The 21473-nt window shown below is 73.1% G+C and carries 16 protein-coding genes; 5 read left to right on the top strand and 11 right to left on the bottom strand.

From position 1 onward, the window contains the following. Positions 1 to 2 precede the first annotated feature (2 nt). Positions 3 to 1142, bottom strand: a complete 1140-nt coding sequence (locus OG559_RS24360) for a helix-turn-helix domain-containing protein (protein WP_405107455.1) — start codon at positions 1140 to 1142, stop codon at positions 3 to 5. Further along, positions 1129 to 1299, bottom strand: a complete 171-nt coding sequence (locus OG559_RS24355; protein WP_405107454.1) for a hypothetical protein — start codon at positions 1297 to 1299, stop codon at positions 1129 to 1131. Before OG559_RS24355 ends, OG559_RS24360 begins: the two co-directional genes overlap by 14 nt. Before the next feature lie 187 nt (positions 1300 to 1486). On the opposite strand from OG559_RS24355, the gene OG559_RS24350 reads away from it, so the two are divergent. Together OG559_RS24350 and OG559_RS24345 are read left to right on the top strand one after the other, a co-directional pair. Continuing rightward, positions 1487 to 1726, top strand: a complete 240-nt coding sequence (locus OG559_RS24350) for a winged helix-turn-helix domain-containing protein (protein WP_405095844.1) — start codon at positions 1487 to 1489, stop codon at positions 1724 to 1726. Positions 1727 to 2191: 465 nt separating this feature from the next. Continuing rightward, positions 2192 to 4309, top strand: a complete 2118-nt coding sequence (locus OG559_RS24345; protein WP_405107451.1) for a HelD family protein — start codon at positions 2192 to 2194, stop codon at positions 4307 to 4309. Between the two features lie 52 nt (positions 4310 to 4361). Here the strand turns inward: OG559_RS24345 and OG559_RS24340 are convergent, their stop codons facing one another. Then, a complete protein-coding gene (locus OG559_RS24340) occupies positions 4362 to 4913 on the bottom strand; it encodes a YciI family protein (RefSeq protein ID WP_405107448.1) in 552 nt (183 codons plus the stop codon). 462 nt (positions 4914 to 5375) lie between these two features. Here OG559_RS24340 and OG559_RS24335 point away from each other — a divergent pair, with 462 nt between their 5' ends. Further along, complete coding sequence (locus OG559_RS24335) at positions 5376 to 6251, top strand: alpha/beta fold hydrolase (protein WP_405107445.1); 876 nt, start codon at positions 5376 to 5378, stop codon at positions 6249 to 6251. Positions 6252 to 6370: 119 nt separating this feature from the next. Here OG559_RS24335 and treZ read toward each other — a convergent pair whose 3' ends face one another. The 3 genes from treZ to glgX are packed head-to-tail and all read right to left on the bottom strand — an operon-like array spanning position 6371 to position 12557. After that, positions 6371 to 8104, bottom strand: coding sequence for a malto-oligosyltrehalose trehalohydrolase (treZ, locus tag OG559_RS24330; protein WP_405107442.1), 1734 nt, complete (start codon positions 8102 to 8104; stop codon positions 6371 to 6373). Then, complete coding sequence (gene treY / locus OG559_RS24325) at positions 8101 to 10437, bottom strand: malto-oligosyltrehalose synthase (RefSeq protein ID WP_405107439.1); 2337 nt, start codon at positions 10435 to 10437, stop codon at positions 8101 to 8103. Before treY ends, treZ begins: the two co-directional genes overlap by 4 nt. 2 nt (positions 10438 to 10439) lie before the next feature. After that, positions 10440 to 12557: a glycogen debranching protein GlgX gene (glgX, locus tag OG559_RS24320; RefSeq protein ID WP_405107436.1), complete on the bottom strand. Its 2118-nt coding sequence runs from the start codon at positions 12555 to 12557 to the stop codon at positions 10440 to 10442. Positions 12558 to 12883: 326 nt separating this feature from the next. Here glgX and OG559_RS24315 point away from each other — a divergent pair, with 326 nt between their 5' ends. Continuing rightward, positions 12884 to 14287: a glycosyltransferase family 4 protein gene (locus OG559_RS24315; protein ID WP_405107433.1), complete on the top strand. Its 1404-nt coding sequence runs from the start codon at positions 12884 to 12886 to the stop codon at positions 14285 to 14287. Between the two features lie 633 nt (positions 14288 to 14920). Here the strand turns inward: OG559_RS24315 and OG559_RS24310 are convergent. From OG559_RS24310 to OG559_RS24295, 4 genes are all read right to left on the bottom strand, one after another. Then, positions 14921 to 16204, bottom strand: coding sequence for a citrate synthase (locus tag OG559_RS24310; RefSeq protein ID WP_405107430.1), 1284 nt, complete (start codon positions 16202 to 16204; stop codon positions 14921 to 14923). Positions 16205 to 16447: 243 nt separating this feature from the next. After that, complete coding sequence (locus tag OG559_RS24305) at positions 16448 to 18499, bottom strand: sulfatase-like hydrolase/transferase (protein WP_405107428.1); 2052 nt, start codon at positions 18497 to 18499, stop codon at positions 16448 to 16450. Beyond that, the gene (locus OG559_RS24300) at positions 18492 to 19922 is read right to left on the bottom strand and encodes a class I SAM-dependent methyltransferase (protein ID WP_405107425.1); all 1431 of its coding nucleotides are present in this window, start codon (positions 19920 to 19922) and stop codon (positions 18492 to 18494) included. Before OG559_RS24300 ends, OG559_RS24305 begins: the two co-directional genes overlap by 8 nt. A 15-nt stretch (positions 19923 to 19937) precedes the next feature. Then, the gene (locus OG559_RS24295; RefSeq protein WP_396673451.1) at positions 19938 to 20087 is read right to left on the bottom strand and encodes a hypothetical protein; all 150 of its coding nucleotides are present in this window, start codon (positions 20085 to 20087) and stop codon (positions 19938 to 19940) included. A gap of 192 nt (positions 20088 to 20279) precedes the next feature. Between OG559_RS24295 and OG559_RS24290 the strand changes: the two genes are divergently transcribed. After that, entirely contained in the window at positions 20280 to 20678 is a 399-nt protein-coding gene (locus OG559_RS24290; RefSeq protein ID WP_405107421.1) for a VOC family protein, read from the top strand. A 67-nt stretch (positions 20679 to 20745) separates the two neighbouring features. On the opposite strand, the gene OG559_RS24285 is transcribed toward OG559_RS24290, so the two are convergent. Next, complete coding sequence (locus OG559_RS24285; RefSeq protein ID WP_405107419.1) at positions 20746 to 21432, bottom strand: helix-turn-helix domain-containing protein; 687 nt, start codon at positions 21430 to 21432, stop codon at positions 20746 to 20748. Positions 21433 to 21473: the final 41 nt, after the last annotated feature.

The raw sequence follows: 21473 nt of genomic DNA, 5'->3' as shown, positions 1-21473 counted from the left end.
GGTCACCGGGTGAGGCCGACGAGCGTCGCCAGGCGCGCCACGCCGGCCGGCGCCGGGTGCGCCCGGGCGACCTCGGCGATCACCGTACGCGCCACCGGCCGGCACCGGACCTCGGCCGGCGCGACGCCGTCCGCGTCGACCAGCATCCGCCCGGCCGCACGCAGGTCACCGACCTGGAGGTACGCCCGCGCGGCGTCCAGCAGGTACGCGGCCCGGTACTCGGCCGGCAGCCGCCGCCACGCCTCCCCCCGTACCACCTGCTCGTGCAGACCCACCGCCTCCCCGGCCTCCCCCAGCTCGACCGCCGCCACCACCCGGGCCAACTCGACGGCGACCGGCCCGAAGCTGGTCCGGTGCGGGTCGTCGCCGGTCCCGAGCGAGGCGGCCACCCCGGCGGCCCGGTCGGCCAGCTCCCCCGCCCGGCCGGCATCGCCGCACCCGGCAGCGGCCAGGACCCCCTGGATCAGCAGGGCCCCGTGCACCGTCGACGGCACAAGGCGGCGCGCGGCGTCGCCCGTCACCGCAAGCGCCAACCGGTCGCGGCCCAGCGCGCGCAGCGCCTGCCCGACCGACACGGCCGCCGACGCCGCCAGCACCGGATCGCCGCCGGCCACGGCCACCGCCCGATCGGCGGCCAGCCACCCCAGGTCGGCCTCGCCGAGCTTCACCAGCACCGACGAGGTGATCCGATACGCCTGCACCAGCGGCCCCGGCGCGTCCTCGCGCAGGCCCCGGGCGGCGTCGAGCAGCCCCGGCAGCAGCCGCACCACCTGGGCGTAGCGCGCGTGCTGGTAGGTCAGCCAGGCATGCTCCACGTGCCGGCCCGTCTCCGCCACCGACGCTGGCGGCCGGCGGATGTCGTAGCGGGCGAGGGCGGCGCGGACCTCGTCCACCCCGTCCAGCGGGCCGGCGCTCATCGGCGGCGGGCGGTCCTCGCCAAGCAGCACCAACGGATCGACCCGCAGCACCTGGGCGACCTCCTGGATGACCGCGTACCGGTCCAGCGAGCGGACTCCCCGCTCGACCTTGTCCATCCAGCTCTTCGACCGGCCAAGCCGATCCGCGAGCACCTGCTGGGTCATCCGCCGCCGCACCCGCCAGCGCGCCACCCGGCGACCGATCGGCTCGTCAGCGCTGGCCACGTAACCACCGCCGGTCCGACACCGCCCGAGTGGTCTCCTCCACCGGTACGCGCTCCGCCTCGGCCAGGTCGAGCAGCCGCCTCCTCGCGGCCTCCCGCTCGGCCGCCTCGGCCTGCTCACCCCGACTGGTCGCCGGATTGTCGCTCTGGCCCCGCATGCCGCCTCCATCGAGCCGCTACTTGTCATCAGATATTCCCGAAGCGTGGATGCCCGACGGCTGGAGCGCGACGGGCATCCACGCTGGCGAGGACGACCCAACAGCGCCAACCGAGGGGGACGACCTCCTCAAACAACCTCCCATAGGTACCGTTGGGTAGTCAAGGGATGGCAGAGGTGGTCTACTCGTGTTGCCAACCGAGGGGAACACAGTGCCACCGCGTTACCGCTATGAGCAGATCGCCGACGACCTCGCCAAGCGCATCACGTCGGGAGAGTTCCCGCCGGGCGCGAAGCTGCCCAGCAGGCGGGAACTCATTGAGCATTACGGGGTCACCGAGCCGGTGATCGACCGCGCGATGCAGGTGTTACGGATCAAGGGCATGACTGAGACGCTCCCCGGCGTGGGCGTGTTCGTCGCGGAGTAGCGCCCGGCCGGGGCCGAGGACCAATCCGGCTGCTGCGGCCTGGGCTCGCCTTGCGTGCCTGACGAGGGCTGGTTGACCGGCGACATGCGCGCGGCACCGCCTCCGATTCTTGGACAGTTCTCGTCCAGAGTGGACGAGAACTGTCCAAGAATCGCGACTCATCAAGGGCGGCGAGGGTGGTGGGGGGTGCTGACCGCAATCAGCGTCGGGTCGGTGTTAACGGCGGTCGGTAGCCGCCAACCTACGACCTGCACCGGCGCGCATTCATGTCAGATAAGGAACGAACTGTCAACAAGCGATTCAAAATTGGGTTAGACCGAGCGGCCCGGAACTGCAAGGCATAGAGATTGCCATCTCTGCCGACAGAGTTCCTGGTTGACGAGGAGGAGCTGGTTCTATACTTGCCGCCGGAATACACTCCGGCCCATCCGGACCGAGGGGAAACACCAGTACAAGGATTTGCGTATGCGGCGGAATTCTGCTCTGCACAACGACGCTGCCGGCGCCCGTCGATCCGCGATCGCCGAGGAACAGGAGTTTCTCGACGTGGCCACGGCCCGGCGCGACAGGCTGGCCGACCACCTGCAGGCCGAGCTCTCGTCAGATGCCCTGGACGCGTTGGAACGGGCCCGGCAGCGCATGCTCCGCCAGCAGTACGAAGAGCTGCGGCGAGCACGGGAAGGGCTGGTCTTCGGCCGCCTCGACGGCCTCGACGGCACCGTGCGACACGTGGGCCGTGTCGGTCTCCGCAACGACGGCGAGGACAGTGAGCCACTGCTGGTGGACTGGCGTGCTCCCGCAGCACGGCCGTTCTACACCGCGACGGCTGTCGACCCGCAGGGTCAGGCACGGCGCCGTCACGTACGTACGGCGGGATCGGTCGTCGTCGGCGTGGACGACGAGCCACTGGACGGCACCATGACGGCGGAACTCGTCGGCGAGGGCGCTCTGCTGGCCGCCCTCGACCAGCGGCGCACCGGCCACATGTCGACGGCGATCTCCACACTGCAACGCGAGCAGGACGACATCATCCGGGCTGAGGCGACCGGCCCGCTGATCGTTCAGGGCGGTCCCGGCACCGGCAAGACCGTCGTTGCTCTGCACCGCGTCGCCTACCTGCTGTTCGCCCACCGGACGATGGCCGACCAGGCGGTCCTGGTCCTCGGTCCCTCGCCGCGCTTCCTCGAATACATCGCCCAGGTGCTGCCCGCGCTCGGCGAGACCGCCGTCGTCTCGGCGACCTGCGGCACTCTGCTGCCCGAAATCCGCGTGGGCCGCGACGAGAGCAGGCTTCTCGCCGAGATCAAGGGCCGAGCCCTCTGGCAGACCGCGCTCGACGAGTACGTCACGTCGCTGCTCCCCCGGCCCCGTGAGCTGAAGCTGCGCTGGGAGGGCGATTTCTACGTCATCCCGGCCGCCGCAGTGGCGCAGGCGCTCGCCTCGGCGGTGCAGGGACGCCCGTACCATCGCGCCCGCGCGGCGTTCGCCGAGCAGTTGCACCACCTCCTTGCCGAAGCCGTCGCCGAGCAGCGCGAGGCGCTGATGGACGAGATGGAGGAGGGCTTCGAGGACATCCTCGCCCGCTTCGACAAGGGCATGAAGCACGACCAACACGTCGGCAGGACGTCGACCGGCAGCGACGTCGACGGGTTGCTCTCCGAGGAGGAGATCGAGCAGCTCCGACTGCGTATCGCCGAGAACGCCACCATCGCCAGATACGTCGAGGCATTGTGGCCCACCCGCACCGCCGAGAATTTGCTGCGCGATCTCCTGACCGACTGCACCCTGCTGGCCCGGTTCGCCCCACAGCTGACCCCGGAGGAGATCACCGCCGTCTCGGCCGAGCCTGCCCCGAGGGCGTCGAGCGACATCCCCCTGCTCGATGCCCTCGCCGACCTGCTGGGCGAGGTCGAAGCCCCGCAACCACAGGGCGAGTTCGTCGCCGACCGCGCCCGCCGGCAACGCGGCTGGGTGTACGGCCACGTCGTCATCGACGAAGCGCAAGAGCTGTCCGAGATGCAGTGGCAGATGGTTCTGCGGCGCTGTCCCAGTCGCTCCATCACCGCGGTCGGCGACATCGACCAGGCGGAGGCGGCGCACCGGCACACCAGCTGGGCCCAAGCGGTGCAGGCGGTGTTCGGGGACCGCTGGACCCCTGCCGAGCTGACCATCTGCTACCGGACCCCGCGCGAGGTCATGGACCTCACCGAGCCGGTGCTGAGGAGAGCCGGCAGCCACAACGCGCCGCCCCGGGCGGTGCGCTCCTCCGGCATCGCCCCCTGGGAGCGCACGGTCACGCCCGCCGAGCTCGCCGCCGCCGCCGCCCAAGCTGTACGACAGTTGCAGCAGCGGTGGCACGGCGGCACGGTCGGCGTCATCGCCCCCGCCGACCGCATCGCCGAACTCCTAGCCGCACTGAGCGATGTGCCGGTGCTCACCGCGACCCAGTCCAAGGGGCTGGAGTGGGACGCGACGCTGCTCATCGACCCCCAGGGCATCGCCGCTGAACCGCGTGGCTGGAACGGCCTCTACGTCGCGCTCACCCGATGCACCCAGGAACTCGGGCAGTTGATGCTCACGTAGCAGTCGCCACGCCTATGGAAAACACGCTGACCGGTCGGCAGCCGCCCGACGGTCAGGACGGCCGGCCGCCGAACGCCCAGTTGTGCACCTCGATGTCGGCGTACCGGTCCGAGGTCAGCACGGCGCGCGCCTCGTCCGCATCCTCCGCCCGGAGCAGCGCCGCCGTACCCAGCCAGGCGGCACCGTCGTCGGACAGCAACGGCCCGTACGCGATCAGGTCGTCCCGGTCGCGCTGCGGAGAGAGGTCGAGGGCCTCCCCCGCGCCGAGGCCCAGCACCAGATACCGGTCACCACCCGTCCGTCCGCCGGGAAAGTCCCACATGGTGCGCCCCAGCGTGTTGCGCCAGCGGCGCAACAGCACATCGCGGTACGCGCCGGCCTGGTAGTTGGGCTCGTCGAAGGCGAAGGCCCGCGCGGCGGCGGAATCGGGCAGGTCCAGGATGTGCACACTGCCCGTGAGCGTGGCACCGTCGACCGCGAAGGTCGGGCCGCGAGCGATCATGTGCGCCGCGTACCGGTCCATGTACGACCAGTGCTCCTGTAGCAGCTCGCTCCGGAGCGCCGCAGAGCCGCGCCGATCACGGTGGTAGCAGAAGAACTCCATGCCCCAGATCCTGCCGCCGCGCGCCGAACACCGACGCGGAGGGGTGCCGCCCGGGTCACGTGCCACAGCAGACGGGTCATGCCCACTCGCCCCTTTGCTCTGCTGCCGTCACCGCAACACCAGCACGATGCCGCCTCATGGCACGGGCCAGCACGCACGGACGGCAGGAAACGCGGCGCACCGCGCGCGTTGCACAGGGGGCAGCAGAGCAAAGGATCCGATACAGGTATCACCAGCAGATCCTGCTTCTTCTGGAAGATCCGGTAGCCCTTGGCCGCGTCCTTCAGCGGCATCCGTGACCGGTGCGCGTGTCTTCTACGAGCGCCTCGGCTTCGCCCCTGCCGAGGCGGCGTGCCCGGGGCCGGAAAGCGGTTCCCGGCAGGTCTTCCGCCTGGCCGTCGAGGTGCCGGGCCGCTCGGCCCCCGGGCGTTCTTGTCGGTCGTCGGCCATAGAGTCACCGGCGTGACGAACACGCAGACGCACACCCTTGCCGCACCCGGCGTCGACCTGGTCTACGACGTGCGCAACCCGCTCCCGGCGTCGGCCGGGCACCGCACGCTGCTCATGGTCGGCCAGCCGATGACCGCCGAGGGCTTCGGCTCACTCGCCGAGCACTTCACCGACCGCACGGTCGTCACCTACGATCCCCGCGGCCTGGGCCGCAGCGTCCGCCGCGACGGCCGGTCGGACCACACGCCGCAGCAGCAGGCGGCCGACCTGCATGTGCTGATCGAGGCGCTCGGCACCGGCCCGGTCGACGTCTTCGCTAGCAGCGGCGGCGCGGTGACGGCGCTCGAACTGGTCGCCTCCCACCCCGGCGACGTCGGCACGCTGGTGGCGCACGAGCCGCCGATCAACGCCGTGCTTCCCGACGCCGACGCCGCCGATCGCGCCCGGGCCGCCTTCCACGAGGCGTACCAGGCGAAGGGCATGGGCGCCGGGATGGCCGCCTTCATGTTGATGACGTCCTGGCAGGGCGAGTTCACCGACGCCTACTTCGCCCAGCCCGCGCCCGACCCGGCGGCGTTCGGCCTGCCGATCGACGACGACGGCACCCGCGACGACCCACTGCTGTCGAAGGCCTCCTGGGCGATCATCGACTACCGACCCGACACGCAGGCGCTCACCGCCGCGCCGACCCGCATCGTGATCGCCGTCGGCGAGGAGACGGCGGGGACGTACACCGCACGTACGGCCGTCGCCACCGCGGCGCTGCTCGGCCAGGAGGCCACCGTGTTCCCCAGCCACCACGGCGGCTTCCTCGGCGGCGACTTCGGCTACGCGGGCAAGCCCGCCGAGTTCGCGGCGCGACTGCGCGAGGTGCTCGACGCCGGCTGACGGGCGCGGGCCTTCGCGGTGTCCGGGTTGGGGCTCCATGAACGTCTGCTGCTTCTGGAGAACTCGCCCGGCGTGTCGTCTCACAAATCAGCAAACGATCACGGTGACGGACAGAACACCTAGAGCGCCACGATTGCTGCCGTCTCCGCCGGCAGGTCGATGCGGTCCCTTGTCACCGTGACCCCCTCCCCCGTGGCCAGCAGCACCCGACGGGCCATCCCCGGCAACGTGATCCGCTGCGGCTTGGCCGCCAGGTTCGCGACCACCAGCGTCTTCCCCCGCCGCAGCAGCAGGAACTGGTCCCCGTGCCGGACGTCGACCCGGTCCAGCCGGGGATCGGACAGGTCGGCGCGGCTCTTGCGCAGCGCGATCAGCCGCCGGTGGAAGTCGTACATCTCGCGGTGTTCGGGTTCGTCCAGCTCGGCCCAGTCGAGCCGGGAGCGGGCGAAGGTCTGCGGGGCCTGCGGGTCGGGGACGTCGTTCGAGGCCCAGCCGTGGGCGGCGAACTCGCGCCGGCGGCCGGTGGCCACGGCGGTCGCCAGCTCGGGCTCGGGGTGGCTGGTGAAGAACTGCCACGGGGTGCTGGCCGCCCACTCCTCCCCCATGAACAGCATCGGGGTGAACGGGGCGGTGAACAGCAGCGTCGCCCCCACCCGGAGCAGCGCAGGGGACAGCGACGCCGAGATGCGGTCGCCGGTGGCCCGGTTGCCGATCTGGTCGTGGTTCTGGAGGTACGCCACAAACCGGTGGCCCGGGGTGCGCTGCCGGTCCACCGGTCGGCCGTGACTGCGGTTGCGGAAGCTGGACCAGGTGCCGGCGTGGAAGAACGCCCCGGTCAGCACGTCCGACAGGCACTCCAGGGAGCCGAAGTCGCCGTAGTAGCCCTGCCGCTCGCCGGTGAGCAGGGTGTGCAGGGCGTGGTGGGCGTCGTCGTTCCACTGGGCGTGCAGGCCGTACCCGCCGGCCTCCCGGGGGGTGACGAGCGTCGGGTCGTTGAGGTCGGACTCGGCGATCAGCGACAGCGGCCGGCCCAGGTGGGTGGAGAGGGTCTCCACCTCCGCCGCGATCTGCTCCAGCAGGTGGGTGGCGCGCGAGTCGGGCATGGCGTGCACGGCGTCGAGCCGCAGCCCGTCGACGTGGTAGTCGCGCAGCCACATCAGCACGCTGTCGAGGATGTAGCGGCGCACCCCGTCGGAGTGCGGGCCGTCGAGGTTGACGGTGCGGCCCCAGGCGTTGTCCTGCTCGGCGAGGTACGGCGCGAACATCGGCGCGTAGGCCCCGGAGGGCCCGAAATGGTTGTAGACGACGTCGAGGATCACCCCCAGACCCTTGGCGTGGGCGGCGTCGACGAACCGTTTCAGCCCGTCCGGGCCGCCGTAGGGCTCGTGCGGGGCGTACCAGCAGACCCCGTCGTATCCCCAGTTGTGCTCGCCGTTGAAGGCGTTGACCGGCAGCAGCTCGACCATGTCGACGCCGAGGTCGACGAGGTGGTCGAGGCGGCCGATGGCGGCGTCGAAGGTGCCCTGCGGGGTGAACGTGCCGACGTGCAGCTCGTAGAGGACGCTGCCGGGCAGCTGTCGGCCCGTCCAGCCGGTGTCGGTCCACCCGAAGGCCGCGTGGTCGTAGCGCCGGCTCGGGCCGTGCACCCCCGCCGGCTGCCAGGCCGAGCGGGGATCGGGCAGGGCCCGGTCGTCGTCGTCGATCAGGTAGGCGTAGTCGGTGCCGGGGCCGGCGGCGGGCACCTCGACCCGCCACCAGCCGTCGGGGCCGGCGCGCATCTCGTGGTCGGCGTCGCCGGGCAGGCGCAGTCGGAGGCGGGCAGCCTCCGGCGCCCACACCGTGAACTCGGTCATGACGCAGCCTCCACGAACTCGGTGGTGGGAGCCAGCAGCGCGACGGGGTAGGTGGCCAGCAGGTCGGCCAGCGGGATCTCCCCGCCACCGTAGACCCGGCCGGTGAACAGGTCGGTCAGCTCGTGAACGGGAAATGACAGGCTGGTGTCGCCCCACCCGCCGGCGCGGGCCAGCCCGAGCGGCAGCCGGGTGGCGACGGCGACCGCGCCGCCCCGGTCGAAGGCGAGCGCGTGCGCGGCGGCGGGGCCCCGGGCGGGCACCGGGCGGTAGCCGGTGAACAGCTCCGGGCGGTCGCGGCGCAGCCGCAGGGTCCGCGAGACCACGAGCAGCTTCGCCGCGCCATCGGCGTCCACCGCCGGCTGCCGACCGGCGTCGAGGCGGGCCAGCAGCTCCCGGCGTACGGCGAAGTCGACCGGGCGGCGGTTGTCCGGGTCGACCAGCGAGTTCTCCCACAGCTCGGTGCCCTGGTAGGTGTCGGGCACCCCGGGCATGGCGAGCTGGACGAGCTTCTGCCCCAGCGAGTTGGACCAGCCGGCCGGGGTGATCTCGGCGGCGAACGCGGTCAGCTCGGCGTGCAGCTCCGGGTCGTCGTACATCCGGTCGACCAGGGCGTGCATGGCGTGCTCGAAGCCGGGGTCGGGGTCGGCCCAGCTCGTGGCGACCGACGCCTCCCGGGCGGCCTTCTCGGCGTACGCGTGCAGCCGCTCCCGCTCGATCGGCCACGCCCCGACGGCGGTCTGCCAGAGCAGGTGGGCGAACGCCGGGTCGGGCAGCGGCGCGGCGGCGGTCCACCGGGCGATCCGCTCGGCCCAGCGCTCGGGCAGCTCGGACAGCACCGCGAGCCGGGCCCGGACGTCCTCGCCGCGCTTGGTGTCGTGGGTGGACAGGGTGGTCATGGCCGCGGGCCAGCGGGCCTGTCGGGCGGCGGCGAACCGGTGGAACTCGGCCGGCGGGGTGCCGAAGTGGGCGGGGCTGCCGCCGACCTCGTTGAGGGCGACGAACCGGCTCCACCGGTAGTAGGCGGTGTCCTCGACGCCCTTGGCCATCACCGCGCCGGACAGCTGCGGGAACCGCTGCCCCAGCTCGTCTTCGGGGTCGCGCAGCCGGCGGGTGACCGCGTCGAGGGCGGCGGTCAGGTCGGGGCGGCGTCGGCCGGCGTCGGAGCGGGCGTCGGCCAGGTGCCGGGCGCCGTGCGGCGGGTACCCCCGGTAGACCGGGAAGCACGCGGCCAGCTCGGCCAGGGCCGCCCGGGCCTCGGCCGGCTCCAGCTCGGGGGCGAGCGCGGCGAGCCGGGTCAGCTCGGCGGCGAGCAGCCGGGTGGCCGCCTCCAGCTTGGTGTCGTGGATCAGGTCCGACCAGGAGGTGCGGTGTCCGGTCAGCCGGGCGTCCAGGGCGGTGAAGTCGCCCTCGGCGGACCCGTCGACGAAGAGGCCACCGACGGGCGCCAGGGCGTCGTAGCCGGTGGTGCCGTCCACCGGCCAGTCGGGCAGCTCCTCGCCGTACTCGAGGATCTTCTCCACCAGCAGCCACGCGTCGGGGGCGGCGGCGCGCAGCCGGGCCAAATAGCCGGCCGGGTCGCGCAGCCCGTCGGGGTGGTCGACCCGGATGCCGTCGACCTCGCCGGCCGCCGCCCAGCGCAGCACCTCCGCGTGGGTGGCGGCGAACACCTCCGGGTCCTCCACCCGCAGGCCGGCCAGGTCGGAGACGGCGAAGAACCGGCGGTACGTCAGCTCGTGGTCCCCGCGCCGCCAGGAGACCAGCTCGTAGTGCTGCCGGTCGTGCACCTCGCGGGCGGCCCCGTCGCCGGCGCCCTCGGCGGCGCCGGTCCCTTCGGCGGTGCCGTCGGCGATCGGGAAGCGGTGTTCGTGGTAGCGCAGCTCCCCGTCGACGATCTTGAGGTCGTCGAGGGCGTCCGGGGCGTCGGAGAGCACCGGCAGCAGCAGCCGGCCCCGGTCCCAGTCGATGTCGAACCAGCGCGCGTACGCCGAGGCGCGGCCCCGGCGCAGCACGTCCCACCAGGCGGGGTTGGCCGCCGGCTGGGCCACCCCGGCGTGGTTGGGCACGATGTCGACGACCAGGCCGAGCCCGGCCGCGCGCAGCGCCCGGACCAGCCGGACCCGGCCGGCCTCGCCGCCCAGCTCGGGGTTGACCGCCCGGTGGTCGACCACGTCGTAGCCGTGCGCCGAGCCGGGGGTGGCGGTGAGCAGGGGCGCGCTGTAGAGGTGGGTGACGCCGAGGTCGGCCAGGTAGCCGGCGAGGCCGGCGGTGGCGTCGAGGTCGAAGCCGGGGCGGACCTGCACCCGGTACGTCGCGCCGAGGCGGGTGTCGGGCACCGTCAGACCATCCTCTCCAGGACCACCAGGGAACGGTCCGGTACGCAGATCGTGCCGCCCGCCTCGACGAGGGTCGGCTTGTCCGGTTCCGGTTCCGCGGTGCTGATCACCAGCTCCCACCGCTGGCCGAACTCCTCCCCGGGCAGGGTGAAGTCCAGCGCGGCGTCGTGGGCGTTGAAGCAGAGCAGGAACGAGGTGTCCCGGTGGCGCTGGCCGTACTGGCCGCGCTCGGGAATGCCGTCGCCGTTGACGAACAGGGCCACCGAGCGGCCGAAGTCGTTGCCCCAGTCCTCGCCGGTCATCTCCCGACCGTCGGGGGTGTACCAGGCCAGGTCGGGCAGGCCCGAGCCGGCGGCCCGGCCGCCCACCGGCAGGCCGGTGAAGAACCGGCGGCGGCGGAACACCTGGTGGCTGCGGCGGAACTCGACGAGCCGCCGGACGAAGCCCAGCAGCGCCTCGTCGGCGTCGTCCCAGTCGACCCAGGCCAGCTCGCTGTCCTGGCAGTACGCGTTGTTGTTGCCGCGCTGGGTGCGGCCCAGCTCGTCGCCGTGGCCGATCATCGGCACGCCCTGGGAGAGGATCAGGGTGGCCAGGAAGTTGCGCCGCTGCCGCTGCCGCAGGGCCAGCACGCCCGGGTCGTCGGTCTCGCCCTCGACGCCGCAGTTCCAGGACCGGTTGTGGCCCTCGCCGTCCCGGTTGTCCTCGCCGTTGGCCTCGTTGTGCTTGTCGTTGTACGACACCAGGTCGTTGAGGGTGAACCCGTCGTGGCAGGTGACGAAGTTGATGCTGTGGAAGGGGCGGCGGCCGTCGTCCTGGTAGAGGTCGGCGGAGCCGGAGATCCGGGAGGCGAACTCGGCGAGGGTGGCCGGCTCGCCGCGCCAGAAGTCCCGCACCGTGTCGCGGTACTTGCCGTTCCACTCGGTCCACACCGGCGGGAAGTTGCCCACCTGGTAGCCGCCGGGGCCGACGTCCCACGGCTCGGCGATCAGCTTGACCTGGCTGACCACCGGGTCCTGCTGGACCACCTCGAAGAAGGTGGACAGGCGGTCGACCTCGTAGAACTCGCGGGCCAGGGTGGCGGCCAGGTCGAAGCGGAACCCGTCGACGTGCATCTCGGTCACCCAGTAGCGCAGCGAGTCCATGATCAGTTGTAGGGAGTGGGGGCTGCGGACGTTGAGGCTGTTGCCGGTGCCGGTGTAGTCGACGAAGTACCGGCGATCCTCCTCCGAGAGCCGGTAGTAGCTGGGGTTGTCGACGCCCTTGAAGCTCAGCGTCGGGCCCAGGTGGTTGCCCTCGGCGGTGTGGTTGTAGACCACGTCGAGGATGACCTCGATGCCGGCGGCGTGCAGCGCCCTGACCATGCCCCGGAACTCCTGCACCTGCTGGCCGAGGTGGCCCAGCGCGGAGTAGCCGTGGTGCGGGGCGAAGAAGCCGATGGTGTTGTAGCCCCAGTAGTTGCGCATTCCCAGGTCGGCCAGCCGGTGGTCGTGGACGAACTGGTGCACCGGCATCAGCTCGACGGCGGTGATCCCGAGCTGCTGGAAGTACTCGATCATGACCGGGGAGGCGATCGCCGCGTACGTGCCGCGCAGCTCCTCCGGGATGCCGGGGTGGCGCATGGTCAGCCCGCGCACGTGGGCCTCGTAGATCACCGAGTGGTGGTACGGGGTGCGCGGCGGCCGGTCGTTGCCCCAGTCGAAGTACGGGTTCACCACCACCGACTTGGGCATGAACGGCGCCGAGTCGGTCTCGGACATCCGGTCCGGGTCGCCCAGCTCGTAGTCGTAGACGGCAGCGTTCCACTGCACGTCCCCGTCGACGGCTTTGGCGTACGGGTCGAGCAGGAGCTTGTGCGGGTTGCAGCGCGGCCCGTCGGCCGGGTTCCACGGGCCGTGGACCCGGTAGCCGTACCGCTGCCCCGGTTCGATGCCGGGGATGTACGCGTGCCAGACGTACGCGTCGACCTCGCGCAGCTCGACGCGGCGCTCCGCCCCGGTGTCCCACTCGTCGAACAGGCAGAGCTCGACCCGCTCGGCCACCTCCGAGAAGATCGCGAAGTTGGTGCCCATCCCGTCGTAGGTCGCCCCCAGGGGGTACCGCTCGCCCGGCCAGACCTGCATGTCGCTCCTCAGCCCATGATGATGAACGCCCCTACCGGGCGGCCCGGCGAGCGCACGCCGCTAATGCCCCGCCGGGGGTCCGCCCAATCCACCGTTTCGTGCCGTAACCAAAATCCACCCTCCTGATACCGGCCGCCCGTTTGGGTGGCGTCCGTCACCTTGGGCCCTCTCAGGATGCGGTTCGGCCCCGGATGCCCTTTCCTTGATGCGGAGGCGTGCGCCCGCGCACGCCGGCACTCGGCACTCGGCCCTCGGCCACCCCCACCACTTCCCTTTTCGCCGCCACCGTTGCCGGCGCGTTCCACCATGCATGGACGGAGTTTGATGTGACGACCCTGCGGGCCGGCGAGCAGACCGCCACCGCCACGGACCGGACCTGCCGGCCCGTTCCCACCTCCCGGCCTTTGATCCCACAGTCCGCCGGGGTCGGGGTGCCCCCGCAGACCCGCCGCATCCTGATGCTGTCCTGGGAGTACCCGCCGGTGCTCGTCGGCGGCCTCGGCCGCCACGTCCACGCCCTCTCCGTCGCCCTCGCCACCGCCGGCCACGAAGTCACCGTCATCACCCGCCACACCGACGGCGCACCCCACGAGGAATACGCCGACGGCGTACGCATCCTCCGCGCCGCCGAAGACCCCGTCACCTTCCCCCTCGCCACCAGCAGCCTCCTCGCCTGGACCATGGCCTTCAACCACACCCTCACCCGCGCCGCCCTACGCGCCACCGAGAGCAGCACCTACGACATCGTCCACGCCCACGACTGGCTCGTCGCACACACCGCCATCACCCTCCGCGACCACCTCGACATCCCACTCGTCACCACCATCCACGCCACCGAAGCCGGCCGACACCAAGGCTGGCTCCCCGAAGAGATGAACCGCACCATCCACGGCGTCGAACACTGGATCAGCGGCGAATCCAACCGGGTGATCGCCTGCTCCGGATACATGCGCGACGAGGTCAACGCGCTGTTCGGCGTGCCAACCAGCCGGGTCGACGTGGTGGCCAACGGGGTGGAGCCGCACCGCTGGAAGGTGCCGGCCTCGGCGGTCGCCTCGGCCCGGGCCCGGTTCGCCGGGGACGGCCCGCTGGTCACCTTCGCCGGCCGGCTGGTGTACGAGAAGGGCGTGCAGCACCTGCTCGCCGGGTTGCCCCGGCTGCGCGAGCGGCACCCCGGGCTGCGCGCGGTCATCGTCGGCGACGGGCCGTACAAGTCGGCCCTGGAGGCCGAGGTGCACCGGCTCGGCCTCGGCGGCATGGTGAGCATGCCGGGCTTCCTCGGCGGCACCGACCTGCCCGCCGTGATGGCCGCCTCGGACTGCTTCGCGGTGCCGAGCATCTACGAGCCGTTCGGCATGGTGGCCCTGGAGGGGGCCGCGGCCGGGGCGCCCCTGGCCGTCGCCGCGACCGGCGGGCTCGCCGAGATCGTCGAGCCGGGCGTAACCGGGATGACCTTCGCCCCGCAGGACCCGGCCGGGCTGACCGAGGCGGTGCACGCCCTGCTGTCCGACCGGGAGCACGCCCGGGCGCTGGCCCGCCGGGCTCGCGCCATGGTGCACGAGCAGTACGGCTGGGCGGCCATCGCGCGCCGCACCGCCGCCACGTACGCGGCGGCGATCGCCAAGGCCCCGGCGTTCACCGCGGAGCGCGCCGAGCGCCGGATGACCGAGGGCCGCTCCCCGGCACACATCACCGATGGCAACCTCCTCGCTGCCGCCGGCCTCCGCTGAACAACCTACGTGCCCGCGATGCGACGGCGACATGCGACGGCGCGATGCGACGGCGACATGGCGGTGTCCCCAACTCGGTGATACCGCCATGTCGCCGCAACGGCGCGGCTCGGCCTGGCCGGACGAGCGAGCACCGACACGGCTCCTGCGGGCCCTTTGGAGCTGCCCCGTCTGCGCTACCGGCCAGCCAGCACGCACCAGGGCAACCGGCCCCAGACACGCCTCCCGGTGACGCCCCGCCCCCCTGCCCGCCCACGGCAGGTTGGGAAACCGCCCGGCTCGCTTCCCCGGGGTACCCCGGTCGGGCAGGGGCGCACCGGCCGGGCGCACTGGGCGCGCACCGCCCCGGCGCACTGGCCGCGCGCACCGCCGAGTTTCGGCGTGCCCGTGGCGGGGCGTCCGACACCGCCACGGCCCGGGACGATCGTTCTGTCGACCGGCGGTGGCGGTAGCGCAAACGGGGCAGCTCCATAGGACCCGCAGTCACCGACTGGGGTGCGCGGACCGGACGCGCGGACGCGCCAGTCGCCGACCGGAGGCGACCCGCCGCCCGGATATGGATGACCCGACGACCGAACGGGCCGCCCACCCCGGCTGGGGTAGCGGCCCGTCGTCCTGGTGCCCGTGGCCGGGTCAGCGCTCCGTGAGCGGGGTGTACGCCCGTTCGGGGGCCCCGGTGTAGAGCTGCCGGGGACGGCCGATCTTGGTCTCCGGGTCGTTGATCATCTCGCGCCACTGGGCGATCCAGCCGGGGAGCCGGCCGAGGGCGAAGAGCACGGTGAACATCTTCGTCGGGAAACCCATGGCCTTGTAGATCAGGCCGGTGTAGAAGTCCACGTTCGGGTAGAGCCGGCGGGACACGAAGAAGTCGTCGGCGAGCGCGATCTCCTCCAGCTTCATCGCGATGTCCAGCAGCGGGTCCGGCTTGGCCATCCGGCCGAGCACGTCCTGGGCGGCCTTCTTCACGATGGCGGCGCGCGGGTCGTAGTTCTTGTAGACCCGGTGGCCGAAGCCCATCAGCTTCACGCCGTCCTGCTTGTCCTTCACCTTGCGGACGAAGGACTGCACGTCGCCGCCGTCGGCCTCGATCTTGCTCAGCATCTCCAGAACGGCCTGGTTGGCCCCGCCGTGCAGCGGCCCGAAGAGCGCGTTCACCCCGGCCGAGACCGAGGCGAAGAGGTTGGCGTTGCTGGAGCCGACCAGCCGCACGGTCGACGTGGAGCAGTTCTGCTCGTGGTCGGCGTGCAGGATGAACAGCATGTCCAGGACCTTCGACATGACCGGGTCGACCTCGTACGGCTCCGCCGGCACGCCGAACGTCATCCGCAGCAAGTTGTCCACGTAGCCGAGCGAGTTGTCCGGGTACAGCAGCGGCTGGCCGATGGACTTCTTGTACGCGTACGAGGCGATGGTGGGGACCTTGGCCATCAGCCGGACCGTGGACATCTCGACGTGGTCGGAGTCGAACGGGTCCAGGCTGTCCTGGTAGAAGGTCGAGATGGCGCTGACAGCCGAGGAGAGCACGGCCATCGGGTGCGCGTCGCGCGGGAAGCCGTCGAAGAACCGGCGCATCTCCTCGTGCAGCAGCGAGTGCCGCCGGATCCGCTCGCTGAACTCGGTCAGCTCCTGCTGGCCGGGCAGCTCGCCGTAGATCAACAGGTAGGAGACCTCCAGGAAGGAGGACTTCTCGGCCAGCTGCTCGATCGGGTAGCCCCGGTACCGCAGGATGCCCGCGTCGCCGTCGATGTAGGTGATCTCGGAGGAGCAGGCCGCGGTGTTGACGAAACCGGGATCGTACGTGGTCATCCCGGTTTCCTTGAGAAGCTTGCTCACGCCGATGCCGGCGGGGCCCTCGACCGCCGAGTGCACCGGCATCGACAGCTGCCCACCGGGGTGATCGAGCTTGACTTCCGTCATGTGGTTCCTCGCTTCGCCGGCAGATCTACGTTGAAATTGCCTTCGCATTCACCGTAAACACGGTTGCGGTAACACCGCTCGCCGTGGTTCGGCGGTGAGGTATGCGTCACCCGATTCCCGACCCGCAGGCGGGGAAACCCGGCGGGCGCGAGCCGGGCGACGAAACGGGGCAAAGCGCCACGAGGGGCCCACTTGGGCGTGTCACACGCCGGCAGGGGCCCCTACACCGGGCGGGCGAAACTCTCAGGAAACACTCAGTCGGCGCAGCTCATCGCCGGGGCCGACCCGGTAGACGTCCAGCCGGTTGGCGCCGGCCCGGAACAGCCGGTCGTCGGGGAGGAGGGCGGCGAACCGCCGCCCGCCGGGATCGGGCGGCCCGACCGGGACGACCGCCCCGATCCGGCCGTTGACCGCGACGGCGAGCAGCGTGCCGTCACGCACCGACGCCCCGACGGTGCCCCAGACCAGGGCCGGCAGTTCGCCGGCGTCCGGATCGACGGCGCGGAACGCGGCCAGGTCGGCGACCCGGGCGGTACCGCCGACCGGCCGTTCCCCCACGGCTACGCCGACCAGCGGGTGGGGCGACGGCTGGGGCGGCGGCTCCGGCACCCCGCCGGGGAGGCTGACCGGTTCGCCCGGCCGGTCGTAGAAGCGCTTGTCGGCGCGCTCGCGCGGGGCCCGCAGGGCGGAGCTCCCGTCGACCTGCCACGGGATCCGCACGTGCGCGTGGTCGGCGACCGTGGGCAGCAGGTCGACGTGTTCCCAGTTGCGGTCGTCGACCCGCCCGGCCCGCTGGCCGGGCTCCTTGACGAACATCGGCACCCAGGCCACCTGCCCGGCCGCCGCGCGCACGGCGTTCATCCCGCGCCCCTGGAAGCCGTTGTCGAAGCTGACCCCGTGGTCGGCGGTGACCACCACGAGGGCCTTGTCGTACAGGCCGCTGGCGCGCAGGGTGCGCAGCGTCTCGCCGATCAGCCGGTCGGTGTACCCCAACTGGGCGAGGTGCCGCTGCCGGGCCAGCTCGACCCAGCCCGCGCCGTCGTTGGGCAGGTCCTGCGGGGCTGCGTAGCGGGCCCCCGACGGCAGGAACACCCAGGGCGCGTGCGGCATCAGCAGGTGCAGGAAGTGCAGGGTGGGCCGGTCGCTCGGGCGCAGCCCGGCCAGGAACGTGGTGAACCGGGCCGGCTGGTTGTCGTCGAGGCTGTCCCAGCGGAACTTCGGGTCGGCCGGGACCGGCTCGGCGGCGTCCAGCCCCGCCTCGGCGGCGGTCAGCTCGCGGTACGACTCCTCGGGGGCGACGCGGCTGTCCACCGGGGCGGTCACCTGGCGCAGCAGCCGGCCGCTCTCCCGGACCAGGGTGCCGAGGCCCTGCGTGGGGCTGGCCGGCTGGTCGCAACGGCTGGGCGGGCAGAGCCGGGTGATGCTCTCCTGCGCCCGGATGTCGTACAGGCCGCCGAGGGCGGTGAACAGGTTCTCCGGGTACTGCGAGTAGTGCGGGGCGACCGGCCGCGCCGGATACCGGCCGGTGAGCATGGCCGGCAGCGCGTACGGCGTCCAGCCGCTGACCCCGGTGGCGTTGCGGTACCAGGTGGAACCGGCCGCCAGCTCGGCGAAGTGCGGGTAGCGGGCGGCGTCGATCCGGGCGTCGGGGCCGAGCAGGGAGACCAGCGGCAGCTCGTCGAGGACCAGCATGACCACCGGCGGGTGCTCCCCCGCCCCGGCCGCCCCGGCCGCGCCGACGGGGCCCCCCGGCAGCACCACCGGCGACGCGGGCGAGGCGAGCAGGAACAACGCCACGAAGGCCGGCGGCCCGGCCGCGGCCACCCGCAGCGCCCACCCCGGGCCGCGCCACCGCCGGTGCGCGGCGGCCCCGGCCACGCCCACCACCGCCGCCGCCGCCAGCAGCGGTACGCCCCGCAGCGGCGTGCCGTGCCGGCCCACCTGGACGGCGAGGGCGGCGAGCAGCAGGCCGACGGTCCCGGTGTGCACGGCGGCCCGGACGCCCCGCCCGGCCAGCCGGCTCGCCGCGCCGAGCAGGACCACCGGCAGCGTGGGGACCAGCGCGATCAGCGCCACCAGGGTCAGGACCTCGCCCCGGGTGGCGCGGTGGAACAGGAAGAAGTCGGGGCTGCGGCCCAGCACGTCCAGCATCGGCTGGGTGACCACCAGCCCGACCAGCGCCACCACCTCCAGCAGCAGGCCCCGCTCCGCCCGCCACCCGGTCCGCTCGGTGGGGCGGCCCGGAGCCGGGTCGACGTCCCGGAGGGTCGGCGGCGCCGGCGCCGAGTCAGCCACCCACCACCGCCTGGTAGAGCGTCCGGGTGCCCGAGGGCAGCTCGGCGTGCCGCTCGATCCGGCACCGGGCGGCCAGCAACCGGGCGAACTCGTCGGGCCGGTAGGCCGGGAAGAGGCCGGGCGGCCGGTTGGCCAGCAGCCGCCGGGCCATCGGGTCGTCCGGGTGGACGAACTCGACCACCAGCCGGCCGCCGGGGGCGCAGGCGTCGGCGAGCTGGTCGACGAGCTGGTCCAGCGGCACGTTGCGCCCGATCGCGAGGTGGTGCACGACGGCGAGGGCCAGCACCAGGTCGGCGCGGGCCCGGGTGGCGAAGGCCGCCCGCTCCACGCCCCGCCAGCCGCCCCCGGGCGACGGGTCGGCCAGGTCCATCACCAGCGGCAGCACCCGCCGCTGTCCCTCGGCGCGCAGCGCCGCGTACAGGTCGTCCACCACGGCCGGGTCCTGCTCGACGGCGACGACGTAGCCGGCGTGCCGGGCGGCGATCCGGGCGTACCGGCCGTCGTTGGCGCCGAGGTCCAGCACCAGGCCGGGCGGCGGGCCGGCGGTCAGCGCCGCGGCGACGAAGCGTTCCTTGGCGGCCCGGTCCCCCGCCGAGTACGTGCAGGTGCGCTGGTAGTCGACCCAGTGGCTGCGGGCGTGGCGCGGGGCCAGCCGGCGGACCAGCTTCTCGATCCGGCGCACGGCGGCCAGGGCCAGTTCCCGGGAGTAACCGGCGGTGCGCAGTTGCGCCCGCACGTCGCTGGTGGTCGCGGCGGCGTGCCGCTGCTGCATCGCGGAGTGCAGGTGCACGTGGGTGGGGACGCCGGGCAGCAGCCGGCGGGTGCCGGTGAACAGCCGGCGCATCTGCTCCGGCGGGATGCCGTCGACCTGGGCGCGCAGCCAGGGCTGGAAGTCCACGCCGAGGTGGGAGGTGAGCAGCAGCGGGTAGAGCAGGGTCTGGCAGAACTGCCGGTAGCCGGCCCAGGGCTCGCCGTCGCGGGCCGGCTCGAACGAGCCGACGTCGATGAAGACCGGTCGGACGCCGTGCCACTGGAGGTTGTAGGCCGATCCGTCCTTTGTGGTGAAGCCGGCGGCCAGCGCCGCGCGCAGGACCTCCAGGTGCAGCAACGCGGCGTCGCGCAGCATGCCGAACGACCACTCGTACGGGTGGGAGACGAACGGGATGCGCTCGTGGCGCAGGACCGCGGCCCACGGCACTCCGTCGGGGGCCCGGAACCGGTCCGGTGCGACGGGCTCGGTGCCGCAGACCTTGCCGGCGGCGAGCAGCGGCGGGAAGAACTCGCTGGCGGCCAGGGCCCGCCAGTCCTCGGCCGCCCGCGCGTCGAGCCCGCGCAGCACCTCGCCGTCGGCGTAGAAGACGCGGTTCGCCGGGTCGCGGAAGGAGCCCGGCTCGACCCGGACACCGGTGTCGGGGGTGGTCATGCCTGCGGGCCCGGATCAGGAACGGTCGGTGGGCCGGCGGCGGAACCGGGCCGTCAGCCGGCGCCAGTAGAGCTTCGTGGCCACCGCCGCTCCGGCCACCCCGCCGACCACCGCCTGCACGATCAGGCTGCCGGAACCCGCGTCCAGGTAGGCCAGGTGCATCACGGGTCGCTCCTTCCCCTCGCCGTCCCGGAGTCAGCTTCCGGCTCCGCCACTCAGGGGTTTTTCTGCCGAAAAGCCGGACTTGTCTCATTGCCACCGTACGCGACGACGGGCCGCGTCGAGGCCACACCGCCCAGTCCGACCGCGTCCGTTCCGTTCAAGACGCGACGCCCGGCCCCGCCGTACGGTCGGCGCATGACACCTCACTTCGACCTCGTCGGCCTGACGGTCACCGACATGGCCCGGACCCTCGATTTCTACCGCCGCCTGGGCCTCGACGTCCCGGCCGGCGCGGAGGCCGAGCCGCACGTGGAGTTCACGTTGGCCGGCGGCCTGCGGCTGGCCTGGGACACGGTGGAGACGATCCGCGGCTTCGACCCCGACTGGGCGCCGCCGACCGGTGGCTCCCGGGTCAGCCTCGCGTTCCGCTGCGCCGACCCGGCCGAGGTCGACCGGTGCTGGGCCGAGCTCACCGGGGCCGGCTTCCAGGGCCACCTGGCGCCGTGGGACGCCGTCTGGGGCCAGCGGTACGCGGTCCTGCACGACCCCGACGGCACCGCCGTCGACCTGTTCGCCCCGCTGCCGGTCGACTGACCGCAGCGCCCCGGTGGGTCCGCTCCGGTCCCGGCCCCGTCCGCGCCGACAGGACGACCCGAGTGGCTCAGCCGCGCAGCAGGGCCCCGGGCGGCACCCCGGCCAGCTCGCGGACGTCGCGGGTCAGGTGGGCCTGGTCGGCGTACCCGGCGCGGGCGGCCACCTCGGCCAGCGGCGTCCCGGACCGGGCCAGGGCGAGCGCCCGGCGCATCCGCAGAATGCGGGCGAGGGTCTTCGGGCCGTACCCGAACAGGTGCCGGCAGCGGCGGTGCAGCGCCCGCGCGCCGAGGCCGACCTCGGCGGCGACCGTGCCGACCGGCGCCCCGGCGGCCAGCCGGCCCACCAGGCGCGCGCCGAGCGGGTCGGGGCCCCCGGCCGCGCGCAGCCGATCCCGGGCCACCGCCTCCAGCACGGCGGCGACGCCCCGCCCGTCGGCCGTCCGGTCGGCGACGGAGGCCGCGCCCGGTCCCCACAGGTCGGACAGCGGCACCCGCCGGTCCCGCAGCTCGTCGGCGGGCACGCCGAACACGGCCGGCCCGGCGCCGGGCGGCAACCGCAGCCCCACCCAACGCTCACCGGCCGCGCTCCCCGACAGGTGCGCCGTGCGGTCCGGCCCGGCGACCAGCAGTCCCCGCCGCGAGGACCACAGCAGGTCCAGGCACCCGTCGGGCAGCACCCGGGCCGGCCCGTCGCCGGTGGCGACGCTCTCCCAGAGCACCGCCCCGGCCACCCTGGCACCACGCTCCCGGTACACGCCCCCGAGTCTGTCACCCCCGGATCGGTCGCCGGCCCGGG

This window comes from Micromonospora sp. NBC_01405, from assembly GCF_045040155.1.
Taxonomy (GTDB): domain Bacteria; phylum Actinomycetota; class Actinomycetes; order Mycobacteriales; family Micromonosporaceae; genus Micromonospora.
Note: the sequence above shows the minus strand (reverse complement) of the source record. Positions and strands in the feature narration are given on the sequence as shown.